Here is a 20,710-nt window from a genome sequence, read left to right as displayed (position 1 = left end):
ATGGCTATTTAGAACCAGTTAATTAAAAATTAACTGTATTACTAAACAGCCCGTTTGATCAGCATCGACTTAATGTGACCAATCGCTTTTGTAGGGTTTAATCCCTTAGGACAAACACTTACACAATTCATAATGCCATGGCAACGAAAAACGCTAAAAGCATCATCTAATTCTGATAAACGTTCATCAGTCGCCGTATCTCGACTGTCTGCCAGCCAACGATAAGCGGCAAGCAAACCCGCTGGACCAACAAACTTATCAGGGTTCCACCAAAATGAAGGACAAGCCGTAGAACAGCAAGCACAGAGAATACACTCATACATACCATCCAATTTTTCACGTTCTTCAGGGCTCTGCAAATTTTCGCGAGCCGGAGGCATTTTCTGTTCGCTGATTAAATAGGGTTTAATACGGGCATAATTATCATAAAACTGTCCCATATCGACAACTAAGTCACGAACAACAGGCAAGCCAGGTAACGGGCGTATCACAATATCACCTTTACCTAATAGATCTGACAAAGGCGTGATGCAGGCTAAACCATTTTTGCCGTTCATGTTAAGCCCATCTGAACCACACACGCCTTCTCGACAAGAACGTCGAAATGCAATGCTAGGATCTTGTTCTTTCAGCTGAATTAATGCATCCAGCACCATCATATCAGAGCCTTCAGGGACCTCAAGATGATATGACTTCATATGGGGTTTTGTATCTGTTTCTGGATTATAGCGGTACAAAGAAAAGTTAACGTTCATTGCCGCCTCCTAATAAGTGCGAATTTTAGGTTCAAAAGCTTCACGTAGATTGGGTGACATATTCACCTCTCTACGTCCCATAGTTTCAGTGCTCGGTTCAAATATAGAGTGGCATAACCATTGTGCGTCATCACGCTCGGGGTAATCGAACCGGCTATGAGCACCACGACTCTCGGTACGGAAATTAGCCGCATGAGCAGTCGCAATAGCGGTTGCCATCAAATTATCTAACTCTAAGCACTCAACCCGCTGGGTATTGAAGTCTACCGATTTATCATCGAGGCGAGCGTTTTCCAAACGTTTACGGATCTCTTGCAGCTCTTTTAAACCTTCGGCCATTGACTCGCCTTCACGAAACACCGAAAAATTAAGTTGCATGCATTGCTGTAAGTCTTTACGAATTTGCACTGGGTCTTCACCATCATGGCTCGAATTTTCCCAGCGATTATAACGCTGCATTGCCGCTTCCAGATCTGCTTCTGAAGCATCAGCCATATCGATATCGCGGCTCAGGTATTCACCCAAGAATTTACCCGCAGCGCGGCCAAATACCACTAAGTCGAGTAAAGAGTTACCTCCGAGGCGGTTTGCACCGTGAACCGACACACAGGCGATTTCGCCAACCGCAAATAAACCATTTACGATTTGATCTTCACCTTTGTCATTTTGCCTAATCGCTTGACCATTCACATTACAAGGAATGCCCCCCATCTGATAATGACAGGTTGGGATCACTGGAATGGGTTCCTTCACAGGATCTACGTGTGCAAATGTACGAGACAATTCACAGATCCCTGGCAAACGACTTTCTAAGACTTGCTCACCCAAATGATCCAACTTCAACTTAAGATGTGGACCCCAGGGGCCATCACAGCCACGGCCTTCACGAATTTCGGTCATCATTGAACGAGCAACCACATCTCGACCAGCCAAGTCTTTCGCGTTAGGCGCGTAACGCTCCATAAAACGTTCGCCGTCTTTATTGAGCAGGTAACCGCCTTCACCACGGCAACCTTCTGTAACCAGAACCCCCGCGCCAGCAATGCCAGTGGGATGGAATTGCCACATTTCCATATCTTGAATTGGTACGCCTGCTCGTAGCGCCATGCCCACACCATCACCGGTATTAATATGTGCATTGGTCGTTGAGGCAAAAATTCGTCCAGCCCCACCAGTCGCTAATACGGTTGCTTTCGCTTTGAAATAAACGACTTCACCACTTTCGATATCCATGGCTGTACAACCCACCACATCGCCATCAGCATTCTTCACTAAATCCAATGCGTACCATTCGGAAAAAATCGTCGTCTTATTTTTTACATTCTGTTGGTAAAGCGTGTGTAATAAAGCATGACCAGTTCGGTCTGCGGCAGCGGCTGTCCGTGCAGCTTGCTCACCACCAAACTCTTTCGACTGACCACCAAAAGGACGTTGATAAATGGAGCCATCATCAAAACGAGAAAACGGTAAGCCCATCTTCTCTAGTTCAATGACCACTTCCGGTCCGACATTACACATATATTCGATCGCATCTTGGTCACCGATATAATCAGAGCCCTTTACGGTGTCGTACATATGCCATTGCCAGTTATCTTTATGCGAATTGCCTAAAGCAACAGTAATTCCACCCTGAGCTGATACAGTATGAGAACGTGTCGGAAATACCTTAGAAATAAGAGCGCAAGACTTGCCCTCTTTAGAAATTTGTAAAGCTGCGCGCATACCCGCGCCACCTGCGCCGACCACTACGGCGTCGAATTCTCTGATAGAAATGGCCACTCGACCTACCCCCAAATAATGAACAAGCCACTAGCAACATAAATAAGCGCTAGTACTGTTAAAGAAAACTGCAGACCCATTCGTAATGCTGTAAATTTCACGTAATCGGTCAAAACTTGCCATAAACCAATCCAAGCATGTATCAGCATGGAAATGAGTGCTAGCAAAGTGAATACCTTAGTTGGGAGCCAAGCAAAAAAACCACTCCATGATTGGTAAGTCACGTCGGTACACGCAATGAAACCAAGCATATAGAGGGTATATAAAGTTAAGATGATGGCGGTTGCGCGAATGAGTATAAAATCATGTACTCCGCTCCGGCCAAATGTTGCAGCATTAGTTACCATACAATTACTCCCATTAACAACGCCAATACAGCGGTGATGATGAATGAGACTTTAGCGCTAGAAGATGCTGTATCTAGCTCTTCCCAATAGCCCATATCCATAATGAAATGACGTATTCCACCAACAATGTGATACATCAACGCACTTAGGCTCGCCCATAGAATCAATTTCACAAAGAAATTGTCAATGATGGACAAAACATTCGCAAAACCTTCTGCCGATTGAAGGGATTCGGCAAGCAGGCCTAACAAAATAGCTAAGGCGAAAAAGGTAATCACACCGGAAACACGATGCAAAATAGATGCAATGGCAGTGATGGGAAGTTGGATGGTTTGTAGGTCGAGGTTTACTGGTCTTTGTTTTGTTTTCACGGTTCTCTGCCCACTCAGTTCCTAGAGTTTTATTATGATGATAAAGTTAGGCTCAGTATAGGGCATTGAGTTGCGATAATGTTAATTTTGTGAACTTAAGCTCTAAAACTAGACTAAAGTCTAAAAAATACATTTCCATTGTGCAAAAAATGCTCGTGCCAGCGCCATACTTCGCAAGAATTATAACGCCCACATAACACAAATACAATTAACATTTCCTTCATTTAGCTATTTCAATGCAACTAAACAGCCGAATTAAAGCTAAATATTAACACATCCGACACAAACAACCACAAATCATAACAACAGCCAATTGACAATTGAAGTCATTCTAGGTCAGAATGTACCTCGCTTTGTATCCAAAAAAATTAATACAATTAGAATAAGCAAGGGAGACATGCTATGGCTGATAAGAAAGCCACCCTCAAGCTGCCAGGACAAGATGCATACGAAATGCCCATCATGTCAGGTACCGCAGGACACGACGTAATAGATGTTCGAACTCTAGGTTCGAAAGGTTATTTTACTTTCGATCCAGGCTTTTTAGCGACTGCTTCATGCGAGTCAAAAATCACCTATATCGACGGTGAAAAAGGCATTTTGTTACATCGGGGTTACTCGATAGAAGAATTAGCAAAACATGCCGATTACCTTGAAGTTTGTTACATTTTATTGTTCGGTGAACGACCAAACGTTGAGCAATACGAAAGATTTAAAACAACTGTTACCCGCCATACCATGGTGCATGAACAATTAATCCACTTTTTCCAAGGATTTCGTCGTGACTCTCATCCCATGGCAATCATGGTCGGTGTTGTTGGTGCGCTATCTGCGTTTTATCATGATTCTATGGATATCACGAATGTGCGTCACCGTGAAATTGCGGCCTACCGTTTGATCTCTAAAATGCCAACCCTCGCGGCAATGAGCTACAAATATTCAGCAGGCCAACCTTTTGTCTATCCTCGTAACGATTTGAGCTACGCTGCAAACTTTCTCAATATGATGTTCTCGGTACCAACTGAAGAATATAAAGTGAGTCCAGTGGTAGAACGTGCGATGGATCGGATATTTACGCTGCATGCCGATCATGAACAAAATGCCTCGACTTCAACGGTCCGTTTGGCAGGTTCTTCTGGGGCCAATCCATTTGCTTGCATCGCAGCAGGTATTGCCTGTTTATGGGGTCCCGCTCATGGCGGTGCTAACGAAGCCTGTCTCAATATGCTAGAAGAAATCGGTTCGGTTGATCGCATTCCAGAGTTTCTTAAACGCGCGAAAGACAAAAATGATCCATTCCGCCTGATGGGCTTCGGTCATCGCGTCTACAAAAACTACGATCCTCGAGCCACCGTAATGCGCGAAAGCTGCCATGAAGTTCTCAATGAATTAAACATTGATGATCCACTATTAGATGTGGCGATGGAGTTGGAACGTATTGCATTATCCGACCCTTACTTTAAAGAGAAGAAGTTGTTCCCCAACGTCGACTTTTACTCAGGCATCGTACTGAAAGCGATTGGTATTCCTGTGAGCATGTTTACCGTGATTTTCGCACTTTCTCGTACCGTGGGTTGGATCGCCCATTGGAAAGAAATGATGGAAGAAGATACTCAACGGATTGGTCGACCTCGCCAGCTTTATACCGGTGAGCCTCAACGGCCGTTTAAGTAAGTTGTTATTTTAGTCTAATCAATATACACAAAAATCCGAGACTCAGTTCTCGGATTTTTTATTCGAATCAAAGACCAAATATGCTTAGCTGGCCTTACTTCCCCACTGAAAACTACCGTTCGCCAAGAACTGAACCACCTCGTTACGCTTTTTTCCTATCAACAGAGCGCCATCATCCATAAATAAGAAGTTTTTCCAACAACGTTGAAATGTGCTCCATGTCGTTTCAATAATATGACGTTGATCGTTACAGTAATAAACCACAGTGTTGTCTTGCCATTGTAAATGCGTGACTAATTCTTCAGGAAGACTCGCTTGTTCACTGTCCCAAACATTCTCCCAGTTCCCTTGTCCTTGCCAAGTTTCGATACTGAAAGCCCAATCTCCCTTACGAAAAAAATCAGGATGATCAACTTGCTTACTGACTAACTCTTTCCACAGCATACTCGCCCTAGTTTCAGTCATTGGTTTTATCGCAATAGCATCTTGCTCGCTAATCGGCATATCGGCTCGACTAAAGATCCACGATTTTTTATGTTCAGTTAAAGAAATGTAATTCATAATAATTCTAATTAATAAATGAAATCACTCAATCAGTCTAAAGACTTAATTGAAGAGCACTTTAGCTTAAATAAGGCTCTGACTTTTTCAAGATCTTCCGGAGTATCAACCCCGTGTGCCGGCGTTTCTAAAGCCCTTGCCATTTTTATCTTGTAGCCATGCCACAATACTCGCAACTGTTCTAACTTTTCCATTTTTTCCAGAGGAGAAGGCGACAGCTGTATATATTCATCCACGAAATGAGCCCGATAAGCATAAATTCCAATATGCCTTGAATAAAGATCAGCTTGCCACTGACCATCCCGTTCAAAAGGGATCGGGGCGCGGCTAAAATAGAGAGCGTGATTATCCTTGTCACACACCACCTTGACCACGTTTGGATCATGAATGTCAGTGTCTTCAAGAATAGGCACTGAAAGGCTAGCCATTTTTACTGCTGGTGCGTCTTCTAATAAGCCAGCTACCTGAGCAATCACCTTCGGTGGGATCATTGGCTCATCCCCCTGAACATTAACCACGATAGTATCGGCGGCAAACGCTAAACGCTGACATACTTCGGCTAAACGTTCAGTGCCCGACTCATGGCTCTGGGCCGTGAGTATGACCTCGGCTTGAAAGGACTCTGCGACATCAACAATTCGTTGGTCATCAGTAGCAATCACGACTCGTTCGGCACCTGACAATAAAGCTTGCTGATAAACTCGCTCGATCATGGTTTTACCAGCAATATCTTGCAAAGGTTTAGCTGGTAGTCGAGTTGACTGATAACGCGCCGGAATCACCACGACAAACTTCATTGCGGTAACTCATTTAAAGACATCTCACGGGCTTCACTGGTTAATAACACCGGAATAGCGTCTTTTATGGGATAAGCAAGGCGATCAAACTTACAGACTAATTCGTTGTTTGGTTTATCATAATGAAGCTTACCTTTACACAAAGGGCAAGCGACTATTTCAAGTAAATTATGTTCGACTGACATTGGTTTTTTCCTGTAATAAAGAGAAAAAGTGCTGATAAAATGCAGCTGGCAGCACACTATCTACAGGCAAATAATACCAATCAGTACCTGCCGTATGGCGATATTTTATCGCATCTTTTTCCGTCATAATCAGTGTTTTATTAAACAGTTCACGTTGTTGTTGCAAAGTTAAGGGTCGATGGTCATCTAAAGCCATATGCTCTATTGCATGAATCCCTAAAGGGATAAGCGATGAAAAAAAGCGTTGGGGATTACCAATCCCCGCGAGCGCAAGATCTACCGTAGATAAGTTTTGCACCACCGAATCATCCATTACTTTTCGAATTGCAGAAGCCTGCAAGCTTAAAATGTAACTCTCCGCCGAGAATGCTGGCTCCCCATTGCTAATCACAATATCGGTGCGAGCTAAACGCGAAGCTGGTTCTCGTAACGGACCTGCCGGTAAACACAAGCCATTCCCCAAACCACGTTGCGCATCAATTACGGCAATTTCAATATCTCGCGCTAAGGCATAATGTTGCATGCCATCATCACAAATAATAAGGTCAACGCCAGCTTGCAAAATAGCATGGCAAGCACGACTTCGGTTTGGGTCCACCATCACCGGACATCGACTACGCAAATAAATCAGTAAAGGCTCATCACCACAATGTTCGCTGTCGCTTGAGGCATCGACTTGAAAAGGATAATGTGGAGCCTTGGCCCCATACCCTCGGCTCACCACACCAGGTTTGAAGCCATGCTTTTTTGCAGCTTCCACTAAGGCCAGTACAACCGGTGTTTTGCCATTCCCTCCAACGCTAATATTCCCCACGACCACCACCGGTACGGGACAAACATATTGACCCAGCCATCCTTGCTGATAAGCCAAACGACGCAGCCTCGCAATGAAGCGAAATAGATAACTGAATAGCAGCAATGGGACAATTTTAAACCAGTGCTGCTTAGCGCTTTGGTACCAAAACTTCACTATTTTTGGCCAAATTGAATTTGATGTAACTGATAATAGGTCCCTTTTAAAGCCATAAGCTCGGAGTGACTACCTTGTTCTACAATACATCCCTCATCAATCACCACAATGATGTCGGCATTCTCAATGGTGGAAAGGCGATGCGCAATCACAATCGCAGTCCTGTCAGAGCATACGCGATCGATGGCTTGTTGGATTTTACGTTCTGATTCAGTATCTAAAGCTGAGGTGGCCTCATCGAGGATCAGCACCGGGGCATCTTTTAACAAGGCACGAGCAATGGCAATGCGCTGTCGTTGTCCACCAGATAACATCACCCCTTTTTCGCCAATGATGGTATCGTAACCTTCTTCAAATTGTTCAACAAAGGCGCTTACGTTAGCCATCTCGGCCACCCGCTCTATTTCTTCTCGAGTAGCATCATCTTTGGCGTAACCAATATTTTCGGCGATAGTACCACTAAATAAGTGAACCATTTGAGACACTTGAGAAAACTGGTCACGTAAATTCTTCAACTCATAGTCTTGCAATAAACGTCCATCTAAAGTGATTTCACCAGCCGTAACTTCATAAAACTTGGGTAACAAACTGGCAATGGTGCTTTTACCACTGCCCGAACGCCCGACCAAAGCAACGGTTTGGCCCGCTTGAATCGTTAAATCGATCCCTTTGAGTACTAATTCGTTTTTAGTCGGGTACTTAAAGTTCACTTGCTTTAAACAAATGTCGCCTTGCGCCCGTTTGGTTTTGTAGCTGCCTGTATCAGATTCAGTATTCATATCCATGACCGTAAACAGACTAGTACAAGCCGCCATCGCACGTTGCACATCATTGTTCAACTGAGTCACCACCCTTAACGGCTTTAACAACATCATCATCGAGGTGACAATAATCGTAAACGTACCCGGCGTTAATTTGTCAACTAACTCAGGAAATGACGCCACATATAGCACAACGGATAAACCAATCGAGGCAATAAATTGAATAGCAGGGTTGGCAATGGCGCTGACCGTTGCCATTTTCATTTGCTGGCGACGGATCATATTACTGGCATGATCAAAGCGCTGTGCTTCTTTGTTCTGGCCACCAAAAGACAAAATTTCACGATGGCCATTCAACATTTGTTCGGTAGTGGTGGTCACATTACCGACAGCGTGTTGTAAATGAGTGCTAATTTTACGAAAACGACGACTAACGAGATTAATTGCAAAACCAACTGGTGGACCAATCAAGAAAAAGATCAGGGATAACTGCCAGCTGTTATAAAACATTAAGCACAGCAAACCGATAATGGTAGCGCCTTCTCGAACTAGATTCACCAAACTAGCGGTGGCAGCAGTACTCACTTGGTTCGAATCATAAGTAATTTTTGAGAGTAAGCTCCCCGTTGGGTTTTTATCAAAAAATGACACTGGCATGAGCATCAGATGATTAAAAATCTGTCGCTGGATTTTCATCACCAAATGGCCACCCACCCAAGACATACCGTAACCGCTAGCAAAACCACATATTCCCCGCAATAACACAATACCGAGAACAAAAATCGGCATATAGGTTAATACTGCAGGGTTACTGCCAGACAATCCCTCATCGATTAACGGTTTAATTGAATAAACAAACATAGTATCTACCGCGCCGTAACCAATCATGCCAATAACGGCAACAATCAAGCCAATTTTGCGGTCTTTCACATAGCCTAATAAACGGATAAAGTTAGCTTTTGTATCAGTAGCTGTATCTGGAATCATAAGAACAGAGTTATTCCATCGGAAAAATTGCCTTAGTTTAGCGGTTTATAGACAAATCACCAACTGATGATTTTTTGGTACCAAGGGCTGAATAATTTATCTCGCTGCGAGCTAATTTGATATGAACGGTCATCGATTTTAATGTTTATCGCGCCCACCTTGCCGGTTATGAATTGCTGGCTTGCCGCATATCGTTGTGTCACTTGAGGTTTGGGGAAACCAAAACGGTTAAAAGCAGCACTGCTGTGAATGACTATTTCGGGTTTAAATTGCTGAACAAATGCCTCAGAAGAAGAACTATTGCTGCCATGATGAGGGCTAAGCAACATGGTGACGGGCGCCGTAAACTGGCTCAGTAATTCAACTTCAATCACTTGTTCAATGTCTCCAGGAAGTAATAAACTATAATGTCCATCATCGATTCTCAGCACACAAGAACCATTATTACCCTCCCCTCGCTCAGCCAACCAAAACTGAAGTCGCAGTTTTTTCCATTGATGAACCCCCATACAATTCGCCTCAGGCAAACGCGGATCTCTACCATAATAGCGCTTCGCTTCCGGATAATGCTGTTCCAGAACAAATCGCCCACCGGCATGATCGTTATCTCCATGACTAAACACCAACCAAGGAAGTCGATTCACCGATTGGTCAACCAACAAAGGAATGGTGACACTTTGCGCATAACTAAAGCCACTTCGGTAGCGAGGACCACTGTCATAAATCAGCGCTTCATCTTGCTGAATAACCACCACCGATAGGCCTTGTCCAACATCTAATACTATGATTTGCCACGAGTCGTCTGGAGCAAGAGATGACGGCCAAACAGGTACGAACATGAGCAAGCTTAGCCAAGCCAGATGGACTTGCCTCCTAAACAAACCAAAGGCCCAAACATAAGCAGCAAACAATAACAGCATAGCAATAGTAAAACGCGGTAAATGAAAGCTAAGTAACTGCCACTGATTTAAAGCCATCAAACTTTGATGGAAGAGACCAAAAACATCATTGAGTAAATCGGCCCACCAGTCAGCCAATGGTAAACCGACGATATATAGAACAAATAATGCCATGACCGCAGGTACCAAAAGCACGCTAAACAGTGGTACCGCAATAAGATTGACCAACAGCGCACAACTCGGAATCACACCAAACATCAAGACTTGAAGCGGCATCAAGATGATACCAACCATCAACTGAATAAATACCAACATCATTAGTTTGTGACTGGGACCGCACCACAGTGCCAGTAATACCACCACAACGGCGGCAAACGACAACCACAGACTGTTGCCATACATACTAAATGGCCATAGCGTTAAAATAATAAATAAACTGATCAGCACCCCGTGCCAAGCTCGCCGCCGATTGAACAATCCAATACTTATAATAACGCAGCTGTACATCAACAACGCACGTAACATCGGCAGTTGCCAATTGGCTAACCAACAATAAAACCCGCAACACATTAAACTCAGCGTCAAGGACCACAACCGTTCCTGCCGACGCATCAGCAAAAACAACAAATTAGCCATATACCATGACCACAACGCCACGATGCCAAGGTGTAAGCCGGATAATACAAATAGATGACTCAGACCCGATTGGCGATACAACTGCATATGCTGGTGATTCAAGCTGCGCTTATCCCCTACCATCAACGCGAGGATCTCGCCGCCGTATTCAAGGCCTTGTAATTGCTGGTTGAGAAAGCCAAGCCATCGCTCCCGACTAGAGCTTTCCGCCTGCGCAATGCGAAGCGACAATACCGAACCTCGGGCGATAATCGACTGGGAGACCAACCAACGGGCATAATTAAAACCCGCAGGATTTAAACTAGCAAACGCTGGTTTTAAACGCGCCCCAACATCAATGGTCTGCCCAGCAAGCACGATCTGCGATCGGTCACTAAGCTTAGACTGATACAATACCAACTTAGGCCGCCACCACAGCCAACTAGAGCGTCCATCTAACTGATGTATTTCTAAAGTAATTTTTTGACCATAAACGTTATTTTGAACTGCCAACACCTGACCAATTATGCTAGAGTTGTGCGCTTTTTGATGGATGCTCTCAATCCAAGATTGATAATATAGCGCATGGCTAGTTATCCAGCAGATCCCGAATACGAGGCCTGCTAAAAAATATCTTCGCCGCCAAAACAAAGCAAATAGAGCGATGTAGCAACTATATAACGATGGTATGCTAAGTAAATTAGCCCATAATAACGATGATGTCATAGCTAGCAAACTTGCTAGTAAAAATGCATTCATGTGCGATAAAAAGTTTATTGTCAATAACAAACTATATGCCAAAAAAAACCTTACAACGATTTATTCCAAAAACTGAAGATTTAAAATCCAGTAAACATCTCAAGTTTTTTGGTCAGTGGCTTCATAACCCAAACCTATGGCATCTCAATCGTCGCTCTGCGGCTGGCGCATTTGCAGTCGGTTTATTTGTTGCGTTTGTCCCTTTACCATCACAAATGGTGATTGCGGCTGCATTGGCAATCATGTTTCGGGTGAATTTACCTTTATCGGTTGCCTTAGTATGGGTATCCAACCCCTTAACCATCCCACCGATCTTTTATCTTTGCTATTTAGTGGGCGCAAGCATATTGCAGCAACCTATTGAGTACTATCATTTTAAATTTTCATGGCATAGTATCGAGCATTTGATAGCCACTATTGGCCCGGCATTTTTGTTAGGTTGTCTTGTTTGTTCAATCTTCTTTTCAGCACTCGGCTATTTTTCAATTAATGCTGCTTGGCGTTACTCGGTCAGACGACGCTATAAAAAACGTCGATAAACAAACCTTGATGCGGTGAAGGTGAATTGAACTTTGAAGCGCTTGTGTCACTTGTTGGATATGCGAACACTTTGTGTATGAAAAAGAGCTACCTCGGGACCCGAAGAAGTCACAAAAAGTAATTTATACGGTTGCTCACGAAACACAATGAAAAGACTTATAGCATAGGGTCTCCTCACCTCAAATCGTTCACAGTGCTTCAGCCTTAAGCAAGTTCTTGCGCTGGTTTAACTCGAGCCGCCTGCCATGCAGGCCAAATCGTGGCAAAAATACTCAGTAGCAAAGCTGCGCACACCACTGCAATGACATCACGCCATAGTAACTGAGTGGGTAAAAAATCAATAAAGTAGATATCTGCCGACAACAGACTGTGACCCAGTATACTTTCGACAACAGCAGCCAACTTAGGAAGTCCTAAACTGCCTAAGATCCCCAATATTGCCCCCCAACAACAGCCGATCACGCCATTGTATGAACCATAAACAATAAAGCTTCTCACCAAACTTGCATCGGTGGCCCCCATTGTTTTCAAAATGGCGATATCCCCTCTTTTTTCACTCACCGCCAAGATCAGTGTGGAAATGATATTAAAACTTGCCACTGCAACAATCAGCAACATAATTGCATACATGATTGTTCTAACCAACTGAATATCTTGATATAAATAGCCATGCTGGCGAGTCCAACTTTTAATATACACTAGTTGGGGAAACCCTTTGGCGACTAAGCGAACCACGCGGTCTGCATCAAGCGGATCCACTAAGCGCAAACTGATGCCAGATACCCCATCTTGCCATTGCATCAACTTTTGGGCATAAGCTAAGTTAATGAAAGCCAGCTGATTATCTAACTGACCACCAGCATTCATTAAGCCAACCACCTTAACTCTAACTCGCTGGGGCGCGCTCAAATGCTGACGGGTTCCAGCTTTAGGTAATAATAGCGTCACCGGATCACCTACGCTAACCTCGAGTAAACGGGCAATACCGGCACCCAACACAACTTGTGGCAGATCCGACTGTAACGCTTGCCACGCATCGTCTCCAATATACTGATGTAAGTCCGTCACCGTGCGTTCAATAGCGGGATCGATCCCTTTCAAGGCAATCGCTTTCATCTTCCTCCCTTTTTGCGCTAAGGCGCTCAGCGTCACGTAAGGTGCTGCACCTAAAACTTCGGAGTGTCTGGTTGCTTGGGTCAGCAAATCTTGATGATCAACCAGCGGCGGATTAACGGCTTCTAATTCGCCATGACTCACGATGCCCAAAAACCGATCCCGAAGTTCCCGCTCGAAGCCGTTCATCACCGATAAACCGATAATGAGTACTGCGACACCCAGTACAATCCCTAAAGTGGAAGAACGGGAGATAAAGGAAATAAACCCATTACTATGTTTAGCGCGGTGGTAACGCAAACCAATTAAAATCGATAAAGGAAGCCGCATCGTTACTGCGCCTCTTCACTAAAGTTGCCATCTTGCATAAAGGCTTGACGATTAAATTTGGCAGCTAAAGCTAAATCATGAGTCACAACCACGAAGGCGGTGCCCAAATCTTGGTTGAGCTCCAAGATTAATTGGTAAATTGCGTCGGAGCTATGGCTATCCAAATTCCCCGTAGGCTCATCTGCCAACACCAAACGAGGCTGGTTCACCAGAGCTCGTGCAATCGCCGTTCGTTGACGCTCCCCTCCCGATAACTCGGCGGGTCGATGTGCTAATCGATGCCCCAAACCCACTCTGTCTAATAACTTTTGGGCCTTAGCCATCGCAACTTTTTTTGTCTCACCGGCGATCAATAGCGGCATTGCCACATTCTCTAAGGCTGAAAATTCTCCTAATAGGTGATGAAATTGATAAATAAACCCTAGTTTTTGATTACGCAACTTAGCAAGCTGTTTGGAATTCATTTGGTTAAGCGCTTGATTATCAATACTAACTTCGCCCTGATTAGCATCATCCAGGCCGCCCAAAATATGCAACAAAGTACTTTTACCGGAACCGGAACTTCCCACAATAGCCACCGCTTCACCGGGATATACAGTGAAATCGACGCCATGTAATACTTCAGTAAATTGGCTACCATCTTGATAAGTTTTAACAATATTTGTTGCCACTAAAACGGGCTGAGCTGTTTGCTCACTCATAACGAAGTGCCTCTGCGGGTAAAATTTTGCTGGCGCGCCAAGCAGGATAAATGGTTGCTAAAATACTTAATAACATTGCAACCACCGTAATAAAGATGATTTGCTCACTACGTTGCAATACTGGTAAACCTGCACCACCGAGACTCGCGGCGAAATTCAAGCCAATGGCAGACATCACGCCGTTAATATGATGACTTAAAAGCCAGCCTGCGAAAGCACCAACCCCCGCACCAATACAACCGCTCCAGGCACCTTGAACCATAAATACCAAAACGACTTTCTGTTGCGTCAAACCTAGAGTTTGTAAGATCGCAACGTCACTGCGTTTTTCTCCAACCATCATCACCAGACTAGATAAGATATTGAAGGCAGCCACCGCAATAATTAAACAAAACAACATCCCCATCATGTTTTTTTCCATCTTAACCGCAGCAAATAATTCACCATAAAAACGCCGCCAATCTTGATATTGAATACCTTGTTGATCCAAGGCAACACTGAGAGACTCGATCTGGAAAGGGTCATCGAGGAAGAGTCGCTGTTGGCTCACCGCTGCCACAGAACTTCGCAACAGCCGAGCACTATCATCGATATTCACCAGAACAAACTGCTTATCAACTTCTGCTGCAAACTCAAAAATACCGGAGACCACAAAATTACGTTGTGAAGGCATTTCACCAAGTGGCGTGAATAGCACCCGGTCGGTTGCCATCAAACGAATGCTATCGCCTAAACGAACGCCAAGCGCATTTGCGACACCAATCCCGATGACCACCTTGTAAGAACCTGGCTTAAGACTATCCAGCTCGCCGATTAACAAATGTTGTCGCAATAAATCAATGTCGGCCTGTTGCTTAGGATCAATTCCTTGCAACGTTACCGCCGTCAGTTGATGACTGCTTTGCAAAACAACTTCACTTAGCACTAAGGGCGAATGAGGGAACTTAGCTAAAAACGGCGGTAGTTCAACTTGCTGGCTAAACGTAAGATGAGGGACCAAGTTTAAAATACGTTGTTTGAGTTGATTCTCAAAACCGTTCATCACTGAAATGACGGTGATCAATGCCGCCACGCCAAGCGTAATTCCTAGCGTTGAAAACCAACTCACAAATGATGCAAAACGTTGCTGTTTGGCTCCTCGAGAGAAGCGCCATGCTATAAAGCCAATCAAATTCATCGAGGCTAAGGTCATCCGTAGGCGAAAAAACGCGGTCATCATACCGCGCCCATGATCCGTCAACAAGTGACAGCCCAAGCTTAATCCGGTAAAACATAAAGATAATTAGTTTATTTGCATTCCATGACACAACTTGTTGTAATTTCTACCTCAACTAGGCTTTATGCATGGTTTTATGGAATAACTTCGCCGCGTGGCACTTGTAGGAAAATATGCAAGATCAACATTACTTTAGTGTGACTCATCAGCTTAATGTGAATTTAGAGCTCATTGAAGATGATAACTTACCCTCTTCGTACAGCGAGTTTGAGGCCCTAATTCCAGAGCCATTCATCCTCGCTAATAGTAGCCACCACCATGGTTTGCTTGGTTTACGTGCGCTAAAACAACTCGGCGAAGCTGGCGAACAACTACTCGCTTATCTACAAGCTCAAGAACAGAAACTGAATCGGGTTTTAAGCTATGTCTTAGTCCAGCAAGATAGTAGTGAACATCGCACCACTAGCCATCAGTTTGGAGGCTCAGAAATCCACTGTTTTTGGGATAGTCCCTTAAAGGCCGGACAAATGGTGAGATTAAAAATATTCTTACCTGAAGAATCCAGCGCGGTATTTTGTTATGGTCAAGTTCAAGGTTCACAATCGGTGGCCCACAGCCAGCAACAATTACTGCATATCAATTACCACTGGATCCGTGATGAAGATATTGAAACCTTGGTCCGTGCCAGTCTTCATGTGCAAAGCCAACAATTAAAAGCGCGAGCCGACGCTCGCCTATTAGCCGAAAAAAAATGAGTCAGTCGTGTTATTAAATCTACCTTGCCCTGAGCATGCGGGCGACAATAAACAAGTCACTAATTTACCGGGCAGTGCGTTGGCCTTGGTGGTCCATCAATATGTAACCACCTTAGATGCGCCCTTAGTTATTTTAACGGAAGATACCCGCAGCGCGCTGCAAATAGAACGAGAAGTGAATGGCTTACAACCGCAACGCGCAGTGCACTTACTTCCAGATTGGGAAACGCTTCCTTACGATACCTTCTCACCACACCAAGATATCATTTCCCAGCGGATCCTCAGTCTTAATCAGCTTAGTCAGGACAAAAACAGTGTCGTCATCGCACCGATTGCAACCTGGTTACAGCGCTGTGCTCCGGCCGAATTTTTAGCCAAACATAGTTTGCAACTTAAGGTTGGCCAGCAGCTCAACATCACGGCTTTTAAAGAACGCTTGGTTAGCGCGGGTTATCAACATGTCGACCAAGTCATGGAACATGGCGAATTTGCGCTACGCGGAAGCTTACTCGATCTTTACCCCATGGGCAGTCGCCAACCATTTCGTTTAGACTTTTTCGATGATGAGCTAGACACCATTCGTCAGTTTGATCCCGACACCCAGCGCAGTGAGCAAACGCAGCAACAAATTACCTTGCTGCCAGCCCATGAGTTCCCCACCGATCAAGCCGGCATCGAAACCTTTCGCCAACAATGGCGTGATCGATTCGAGCCAAGCCGAGAGGCGGAATCAATCTACCAGCAGGTATCAAAAGGGATCATGCCAGCGGGTATCGAATACTACCTGCCGCTATTTCACTCACATACAGAAAGCCTGAGTGACCAACTATCGGCCAATACCATCATCTTAAAAATTGGCGACTTAGAACATGCTGGAAAACAGTTTTGGCAAAATCTCGAAGAACGCTATCAAAACCGTCGCCATGACCGCTCTCGGCCCATTTTGCCGCCAGATGAACTCTATTTAAATGTTGATCAGTGTTTTAAGGAATTAAAAAGTTTTGCTGGCATTAAGCTGCGTAGCGGACCGGCCAAAAATGCCCAAGGACGGCTCAATTTAGCCGCTCATGCATTACCAGACCTCAGCGTCAATCATCGACTCAATTTACCATTACAGGCCCTAAGCCATTACCTAGAGCATCACCCGCATCCTAAAACCTGCTTTATTGCCGAAACCGAGGGACGCAGAGAAGCACTCAAGAATTTACTTCGCCCCCTCAAGTTAAAGCTTAAAAATCATCAAAGCATTTTTAACTTTGTTGCGAGTAACGATAGTCTGGCGATTGTGGTCGCGCCTATCGAAAAAGGCTTTGAACTAAACACACCAACTTTGCAGTTGATTACTGAAACCGACTTACTCGGTGACAAAGTTCGCGCTAAACAGCGCAAGGCCTCAAGTAAAACGCTCAATCCCGATGTTCTGATCCGCAATTTAGCAGAACTATCAATTGGTCAACCAGTGGTGCACCTAGAACACGGCGTGGGCCGTTATCTGGGCTTAACCAGCTTTGAAAACGGCGGCATAAAAACTGAATTTTTAAGCCTTGAATATGCCAATCAGGCAAAATTATATGTACCTGTAAATGCACTCCATTTAATTAGCCGTTACTCTGGAGCCAACGACGAAACGGCGCCACTGCACAAGCTAGGCAATGAACAATGGCAAAAAGCCAAGCAAAAAGCGGCCGAGAAAATCCGTGATGTCGCCGCAGAGCTGCTAGAAGTATATGCCAAACGCGCCGCTAAACCTGGGTATGGATATCAACTTGACGAAGCGGCCTATCAACAATTTAGCGCCGATTTCCCCTTTGAAGAAACCGACGACCAACAGCAAGCTATTACTGCGATGTTACAAGACATGCAGACGCCAAACGCAATGGACCGGCTGGTTTGTGGCGATGTTGGTTTTGGTAAGACAGAGGTGGCGATGCGTGCCGCATTTGTCGCCGTGAACAGCGGAAAACAGGTGGCCGTGCTCGTCCCGACCACCCTGCTTGCCCAGCAACACTTTGACAACTTTAGTGACCGCTTTGCCAATTGGCCGATTGAAGTCGCTTCTTTATCACGCTTCAACACCACCAAAGAACAAAATCAAGTACTCACAAAACTGGCTGATGGTCGTGTCGATATCGTAATCGGAACCCATAAGTTATTAAGCAAGGATGTGAAATTTTCTGATTTAGGGCTGCTGGTTATTGATGAAGAACACCGCTTTGGAGTGCGTCAAAAAGAGCAAATAAAAGCGATGCGGGCGAATGTTGATATTCTCACACTCACCGCAACACCAATACCTAGAACCCTGAATATGGCAATGAGTGGCATGCGTGATCTATCGATCATTGCGACCCCTCCGGCAAAACGCTTAGCGGTAAAAACCTTTGTGCGCCAATATGATAATGCACTAATTAAGGAAGCGATTAGTCGCGAAATAATGCGCGGGGGGCAGGTTTACTTTCTACACAATAAGGTTGAAACCATTGAGCGAGTCGCCCAAGAACTCTCTGAATCGCTGCCACAGGCACGTATTACTGTGGCCCACGGACAAATGCGCGAACGTGAGCTAGAGCGCATTATGGGAGACTTTCACCATCAACGTTTTAACGTTCTGGTTTGTACTACCATTATCGAGACTGGGATTGATATCGCCAGTGCTAATACCATTATTATCAATCGTGCTGATAATTTTGGCTTGGCTCAGTTACACCAATTACGCGGTCGAGTTGGCCGTTCTCATCACCAAGCCTATGCCTATTTACTCACTCCACCACCAAAACTATTGAGTAAAGACGCACGTAAACGTTTAGAGGCGATCGCTCAACTAGAGGACTTAGGCGCAGGCTTTACCTTAGCTACCCACGACCTGGAAATTCGCGGAGCTGGTGAACTCTTAGGAGATGACCAAAGTGGACAAATAGAAGCCGTTGGCTTTACCCTATATATGGAAATGTTAGACCGAGCGGTAACAGCCCTCAAAAATGGTCAAGATCTCAATTGGGATCTCAGTCAAAGCGAACAATGTGAGATTGAATTACGCTTACCAGCACTACTGCCTGACGATTATATTTTTGATGTCACAACTCGACTCACTATGTACAAACGCATTGCTAATTGCGGGAATTCTGCAGAAATGCGCGAATTACAAGTCGAGCTGATTGACCGTTTTGGCTTATTACCGGAACCTGCTCAAAACTTGTTCAACGTGCAAAGGCTTAAAATTGAAGCCGACCACCTCGGTATTAAGCGCTTAGAGGCCGGACCGAAAGGCGGCGTTATCGAGTTTGCCGAATCAACAAAAGTTAATGCCGCTTTTCTGGTAAGCCTGCTACAATCTCAGCCAGCTATTTATCGAATGGAAGGCGCCAACAAGCTAAAATTTGCGGTTCCAAGCGACGGTCCCGAACAGCGCCTCACCCTCATAGAATCTATATTGGAGCAATTTAACGCCAATGCGAGCAACTCTTAAACAGGCTATACAGCTTCTTGGCTTGGCCGCAATCGTTACGACCAGCGCGCCTAGCATGGCAGATGGACCGCGTTGGTTTGACATTGAAGTCATCGTTTTTAAACGTAATGTTAGTGTCGAAAGCAGTCAAGAATATTGGCCGCAACCACAAACGTTCAGCGTAAATACCAGTGAACCGTTGCTCGCACCGTTGTTTGCTTGTAACACCGAGCCCTGCATTCGGCCTCGATTTGAACAGTTACCTGTAACCATTGACGGACGCGGTTGGCCTATCACTGGTGCGACCCATCGACAGATGCTGAATGCCGACCAACTAGAGTTAGGTGAACAATTTGCCAAATTAAATCAGCACGCAGCCTTTACACCGCTCATACATCTAGCTTGGCGGGAAGTCGTTGCACCCCGTCATCGAGCCAAATTTTATCAGTTGCAAGCAGGCCAAGACTTTTCGCAACGCTTTCAAGCCGATGGCCACCTGATTAACTTTGCAGCTCATAATGACGCAATCGTTAACGCCAAGAGCGATGAGCAGAATAAGCTTGGTGAAACCAGCTTGTTTGAGCAAGCAACGCCGCTAAATGGTGAAACTAGCAGCGACGCCGTTGCTCAGGTACCGGCCGAAATTTGGGAGCTAAACGGTGGGATTAGAATTTACTTGCAACACTACTTGTATATCGAGAGTCAACTGATCCTAAAACGTCCTGTTGAAGTTGAAAGAGAGGTTCTTCCCTCTGATCGCCAAACACAGCTCACCCCCCCCAATCCCCTGCCAAATAATGAACCGCAGCAAGTGGTGATATTAAGTGGAGAACAAAAGGGAGTTGAAGATGGCAGTTTAATTGCGAATTATCAAACAGAAGAGGAGCTACATAGCTTTAAGTTTGATCAAAAACGTCGTGTCCGTTCCGGAGAAATACATTATTTCGACCATCCACTAATGGGCATGCTGATCCAAATTCGTCGTAGTCCAGAAAATCAAAGTGCACTTTCACCAACATCCATAGCGGATGGTCAGGACAACGACATGGCAGAGATTATTGCACCAGAACAGAAATCACTCGAGGGCAACTCAGCCGAGTCAGCCACTACTGAAGCAGTATTCACGGCTCCCGCGAGCCAAACGGCTTCGTAA

The 20,710-nt window shown here is 44.9% G+C and carries 18 protein-coding genes; 5 read left to right on the top strand and 13 right to left on the bottom strand.

All coding sequences use genetic code 11. The features are described 5' to 3' along the window. Positions 1-41: 41 nt before the first annotated feature. The 4 genes from ACRRS0_RS09715 to sdhC are packed head-to-tail and all read right to left on the bottom strand — an operon-like array spanning position 42 to position 3,252. Positions 42-755: a succinate dehydrogenase iron-sulfur subunit gene (locus ACRRS0_RS09715; protein WP_432453403.1), complete on the bottom strand. Its 714-nt coding sequence runs from the start codon at positions 753-755 to the stop codon at positions 42-44. Between the two features lie 9 nt (positions 756-764). Next, a complete protein-coding gene (gene sdhA / locus ACRRS0_RS09710; protein ID WP_432453404.1) occupies positions 765-2,534 on the bottom strand; it encodes a succinate dehydrogenase flavoprotein subunit in 1,770 nt (589 codons plus the stop codon). Positions 2,535-2,539: 5 nt separating this feature from the next. Continuing rightward, positions 2,540-2,881: a succinate dehydrogenase, hydrophobic membrane anchor protein gene (sdhD, locus tag ACRRS0_RS09705; protein ID WP_432453405.1), complete on the bottom strand. Its 342-nt coding sequence runs from the start codon at positions 2,879-2,881 to the stop codon at positions 2,540-2,542. Beyond that, a complete protein-coding gene (gene sdhC, locus ACRRS0_RS09700; RefSeq protein WP_432453406.1) occupies positions 2,875-3,252 on the bottom strand; it encodes a succinate dehydrogenase cytochrome b556 subunit in 378 nt (125 codons plus the stop codon). Before sdhC ends, sdhD begins: the two co-directional genes overlap by 7 nt. Before the next feature lie 402 nt (positions 3,253-3,654). On the opposite strand from sdhC, the gene gltA reads away from it, so the two are divergent. Further along, on the top strand, positions 3,655-4,926 hold the full coding sequence (gltA, locus tag ACRRS0_RS09695) for a citrate synthase (protein ID WP_432453407.1): 1,272 nt from the start codon (positions 3,655-3,657) through the stop codon (positions 4,924-4,926). A gap of 84 nt (positions 4,927-5,010) precedes the next feature. Here the strand turns inward: gltA and ACRRS0_RS09690 are convergent, their stop codons facing one another. The 6 genes from ACRRS0_RS09690 to ACRRS0_RS09665 are packed head-to-tail and all read right to left on the bottom strand — an operon-like array spanning position 5,011 to position 11,427. Next, positions 5,011-5,487: a DUF2947 family protein gene (locus ACRRS0_RS09690; protein WP_432453408.1), complete on the bottom strand. Its 477-nt coding sequence runs from the start codon at positions 5,485-5,487 to the stop codon at positions 5,011-5,013. A 32-nt stretch (positions 5,488-5,519) separates the two neighbouring features. After that, positions 5,520-6,284, bottom strand: a complete 765-nt coding sequence (kdsB, locus tag ACRRS0_RS09685; RefSeq protein WP_432453409.1) for a 3-deoxy-manno-octulosonate cytidylyltransferase — start codon at positions 6,282-6,284, stop codon at positions 5,520-5,522. Continuing rightward, a complete protein-coding gene (locus ACRRS0_RS09680; RefSeq protein ID WP_432453410.1) occupies positions 6,281-6,469 on the bottom strand; it encodes a Trm112 family protein in 189 nt (62 codons plus the stop codon). Before ACRRS0_RS09680 ends, kdsB begins: the two co-directional genes overlap by 4 nt. After that, positions 6,453-7,439 (bottom strand): tetraacyldisaccharide 4'-kinase, encoded by a 987-nt coding sequence (gene lpxK / locus ACRRS0_RS09675; protein WP_432453411.1) that lies wholly within the window; start codon positions 7,437-7,439, stop codon positions 6,453-6,455. Before lpxK ends, ACRRS0_RS09680 begins: the two co-directional genes overlap by 17 nt. After that, positions 7,439-9,187, bottom strand: coding sequence for a lipid A export permease/ATP-binding protein MsbA (gene msbA, locus ACRRS0_RS09670; RefSeq protein ID WP_432453412.1), 1,749 nt, complete (start codon positions 9,185-9,187; stop codon positions 7,439-7,441). The genes lpxK and msbA overlap by 1 nt, the downstream gene beginning before the upstream one ends. A 56-nt stretch (positions 9,188-9,243) precedes the next feature. Beyond that, positions 9,244-11,427, bottom strand: coding sequence for a DNA internalization-related competence protein ComEC/Rec2 (locus ACRRS0_RS09665; protein ID WP_432459214.1), 2,184 nt, complete (start codon positions 11,425-11,427; stop codon positions 9,244-9,246). Between the two features lie 68 nt (positions 11,428-11,495). On the opposite strand from ACRRS0_RS09665, the gene ACRRS0_RS09660 reads away from it, so the two are divergent. After that, positions 11,496-11,999, top strand: a complete 504-nt coding sequence (locus tag ACRRS0_RS09660; protein WP_432453414.1) for a DUF2062 domain-containing protein — start codon at positions 11,496-11,498, stop codon at positions 11,997-11,999. Between the two features lie 205 nt (positions 12,000-12,204). Here ACRRS0_RS09660 and lolE read toward each other — a convergent pair whose 3' ends face one another. The 3 genes from lolE to ACRRS0_RS09645 are packed head-to-tail and all read right to left on the bottom strand — an operon-like array spanning position 12,205 to position 15,363. Further along, positions 12,205-13,443, bottom strand: coding sequence for a lipoprotein-releasing ABC transporter permease subunit LolE (gene lolE, locus ACRRS0_RS09655; protein WP_432453415.1), 1,239 nt, complete (start codon positions 13,441-13,443; stop codon positions 12,205-12,207). Between the two features lie 2 nt (positions 13,444-13,445). Next, positions 13,446-14,144 carry a lipoprotein-releasing ABC transporter ATP-binding protein LolD gene (lolD, locus tag ACRRS0_RS09650; RefSeq protein WP_432453416.1) on the bottom strand — a complete coding sequence of 233 codons (699 nt, stop codon included), beginning with the start codon at positions 14,142-14,144 and terminating at the stop codon, positions 13,446-13,448. Then, on the bottom strand, positions 14,137-15,363 hold the full coding sequence (locus ACRRS0_RS09645) for a lipoprotein-releasing ABC transporter permease subunit (RefSeq protein WP_432453417.1): 1,227 nt from the start codon (positions 15,361-15,363) through the stop codon (positions 14,137-14,139). The genes lolD and ACRRS0_RS09645 overlap by 8 nt, the downstream gene beginning before the upstream one ends. A 170-nt stretch (positions 15,364-15,533) precedes the next feature. On the opposite strand from ACRRS0_RS09645, the gene ACRRS0_RS09640 reads away from it, so the two are divergent. Genes ACRRS0_RS09640 through ACRRS0_RS09630 form a run of 3 tightly spaced genes read left to right on the top strand, consistent with a single transcriptional unit; the run spans position 15,534 to position 20,710 of the window. Then, entirely contained in the window at positions 15,534-16,115 is a 582-nt protein-coding gene (locus ACRRS0_RS09640) for a PilZ domain-containing protein (RefSeq protein WP_432453418.1), read from the top strand. A gap of 7 nt (positions 16,116-16,122) precedes the next feature. Continuing rightward, positions 16,123-19,578 (top strand): transcription-repair coupling factor, encoded by a 3,456-nt coding sequence (gene mfd, locus ACRRS0_RS09635; protein WP_432453419.1) that lies wholly within the window; start codon positions 16,123-16,125, stop codon positions 19,576-19,578. Continuing rightward, complete coding sequence (locus ACRRS0_RS09630; RefSeq protein ID WP_432453420.1) at positions 19,562-20,710, top strand: peptidoglycan binding protein CsiV; 1,149 nt, start codon at positions 19,562-19,564, stop codon at positions 20,708-20,710. Before mfd ends, ACRRS0_RS09630 begins: the two co-directional genes overlap by 17 nt.

This window comes from Agarivorans sp. QJM3NY_29 (genome assembly GCF_050870835.2).
In the GTDB taxonomy this organism is placed as follows: domain Bacteria; phylum Pseudomonadota; class Gammaproteobacteria; order Enterobacterales; family Celerinatantimonadaceae; genus Agarivorans.
The sequence above is the reverse complement of the archived record's forward strand: the minus strand, read 5'-3'. Positions and strand labels throughout refer to the sequence as shown.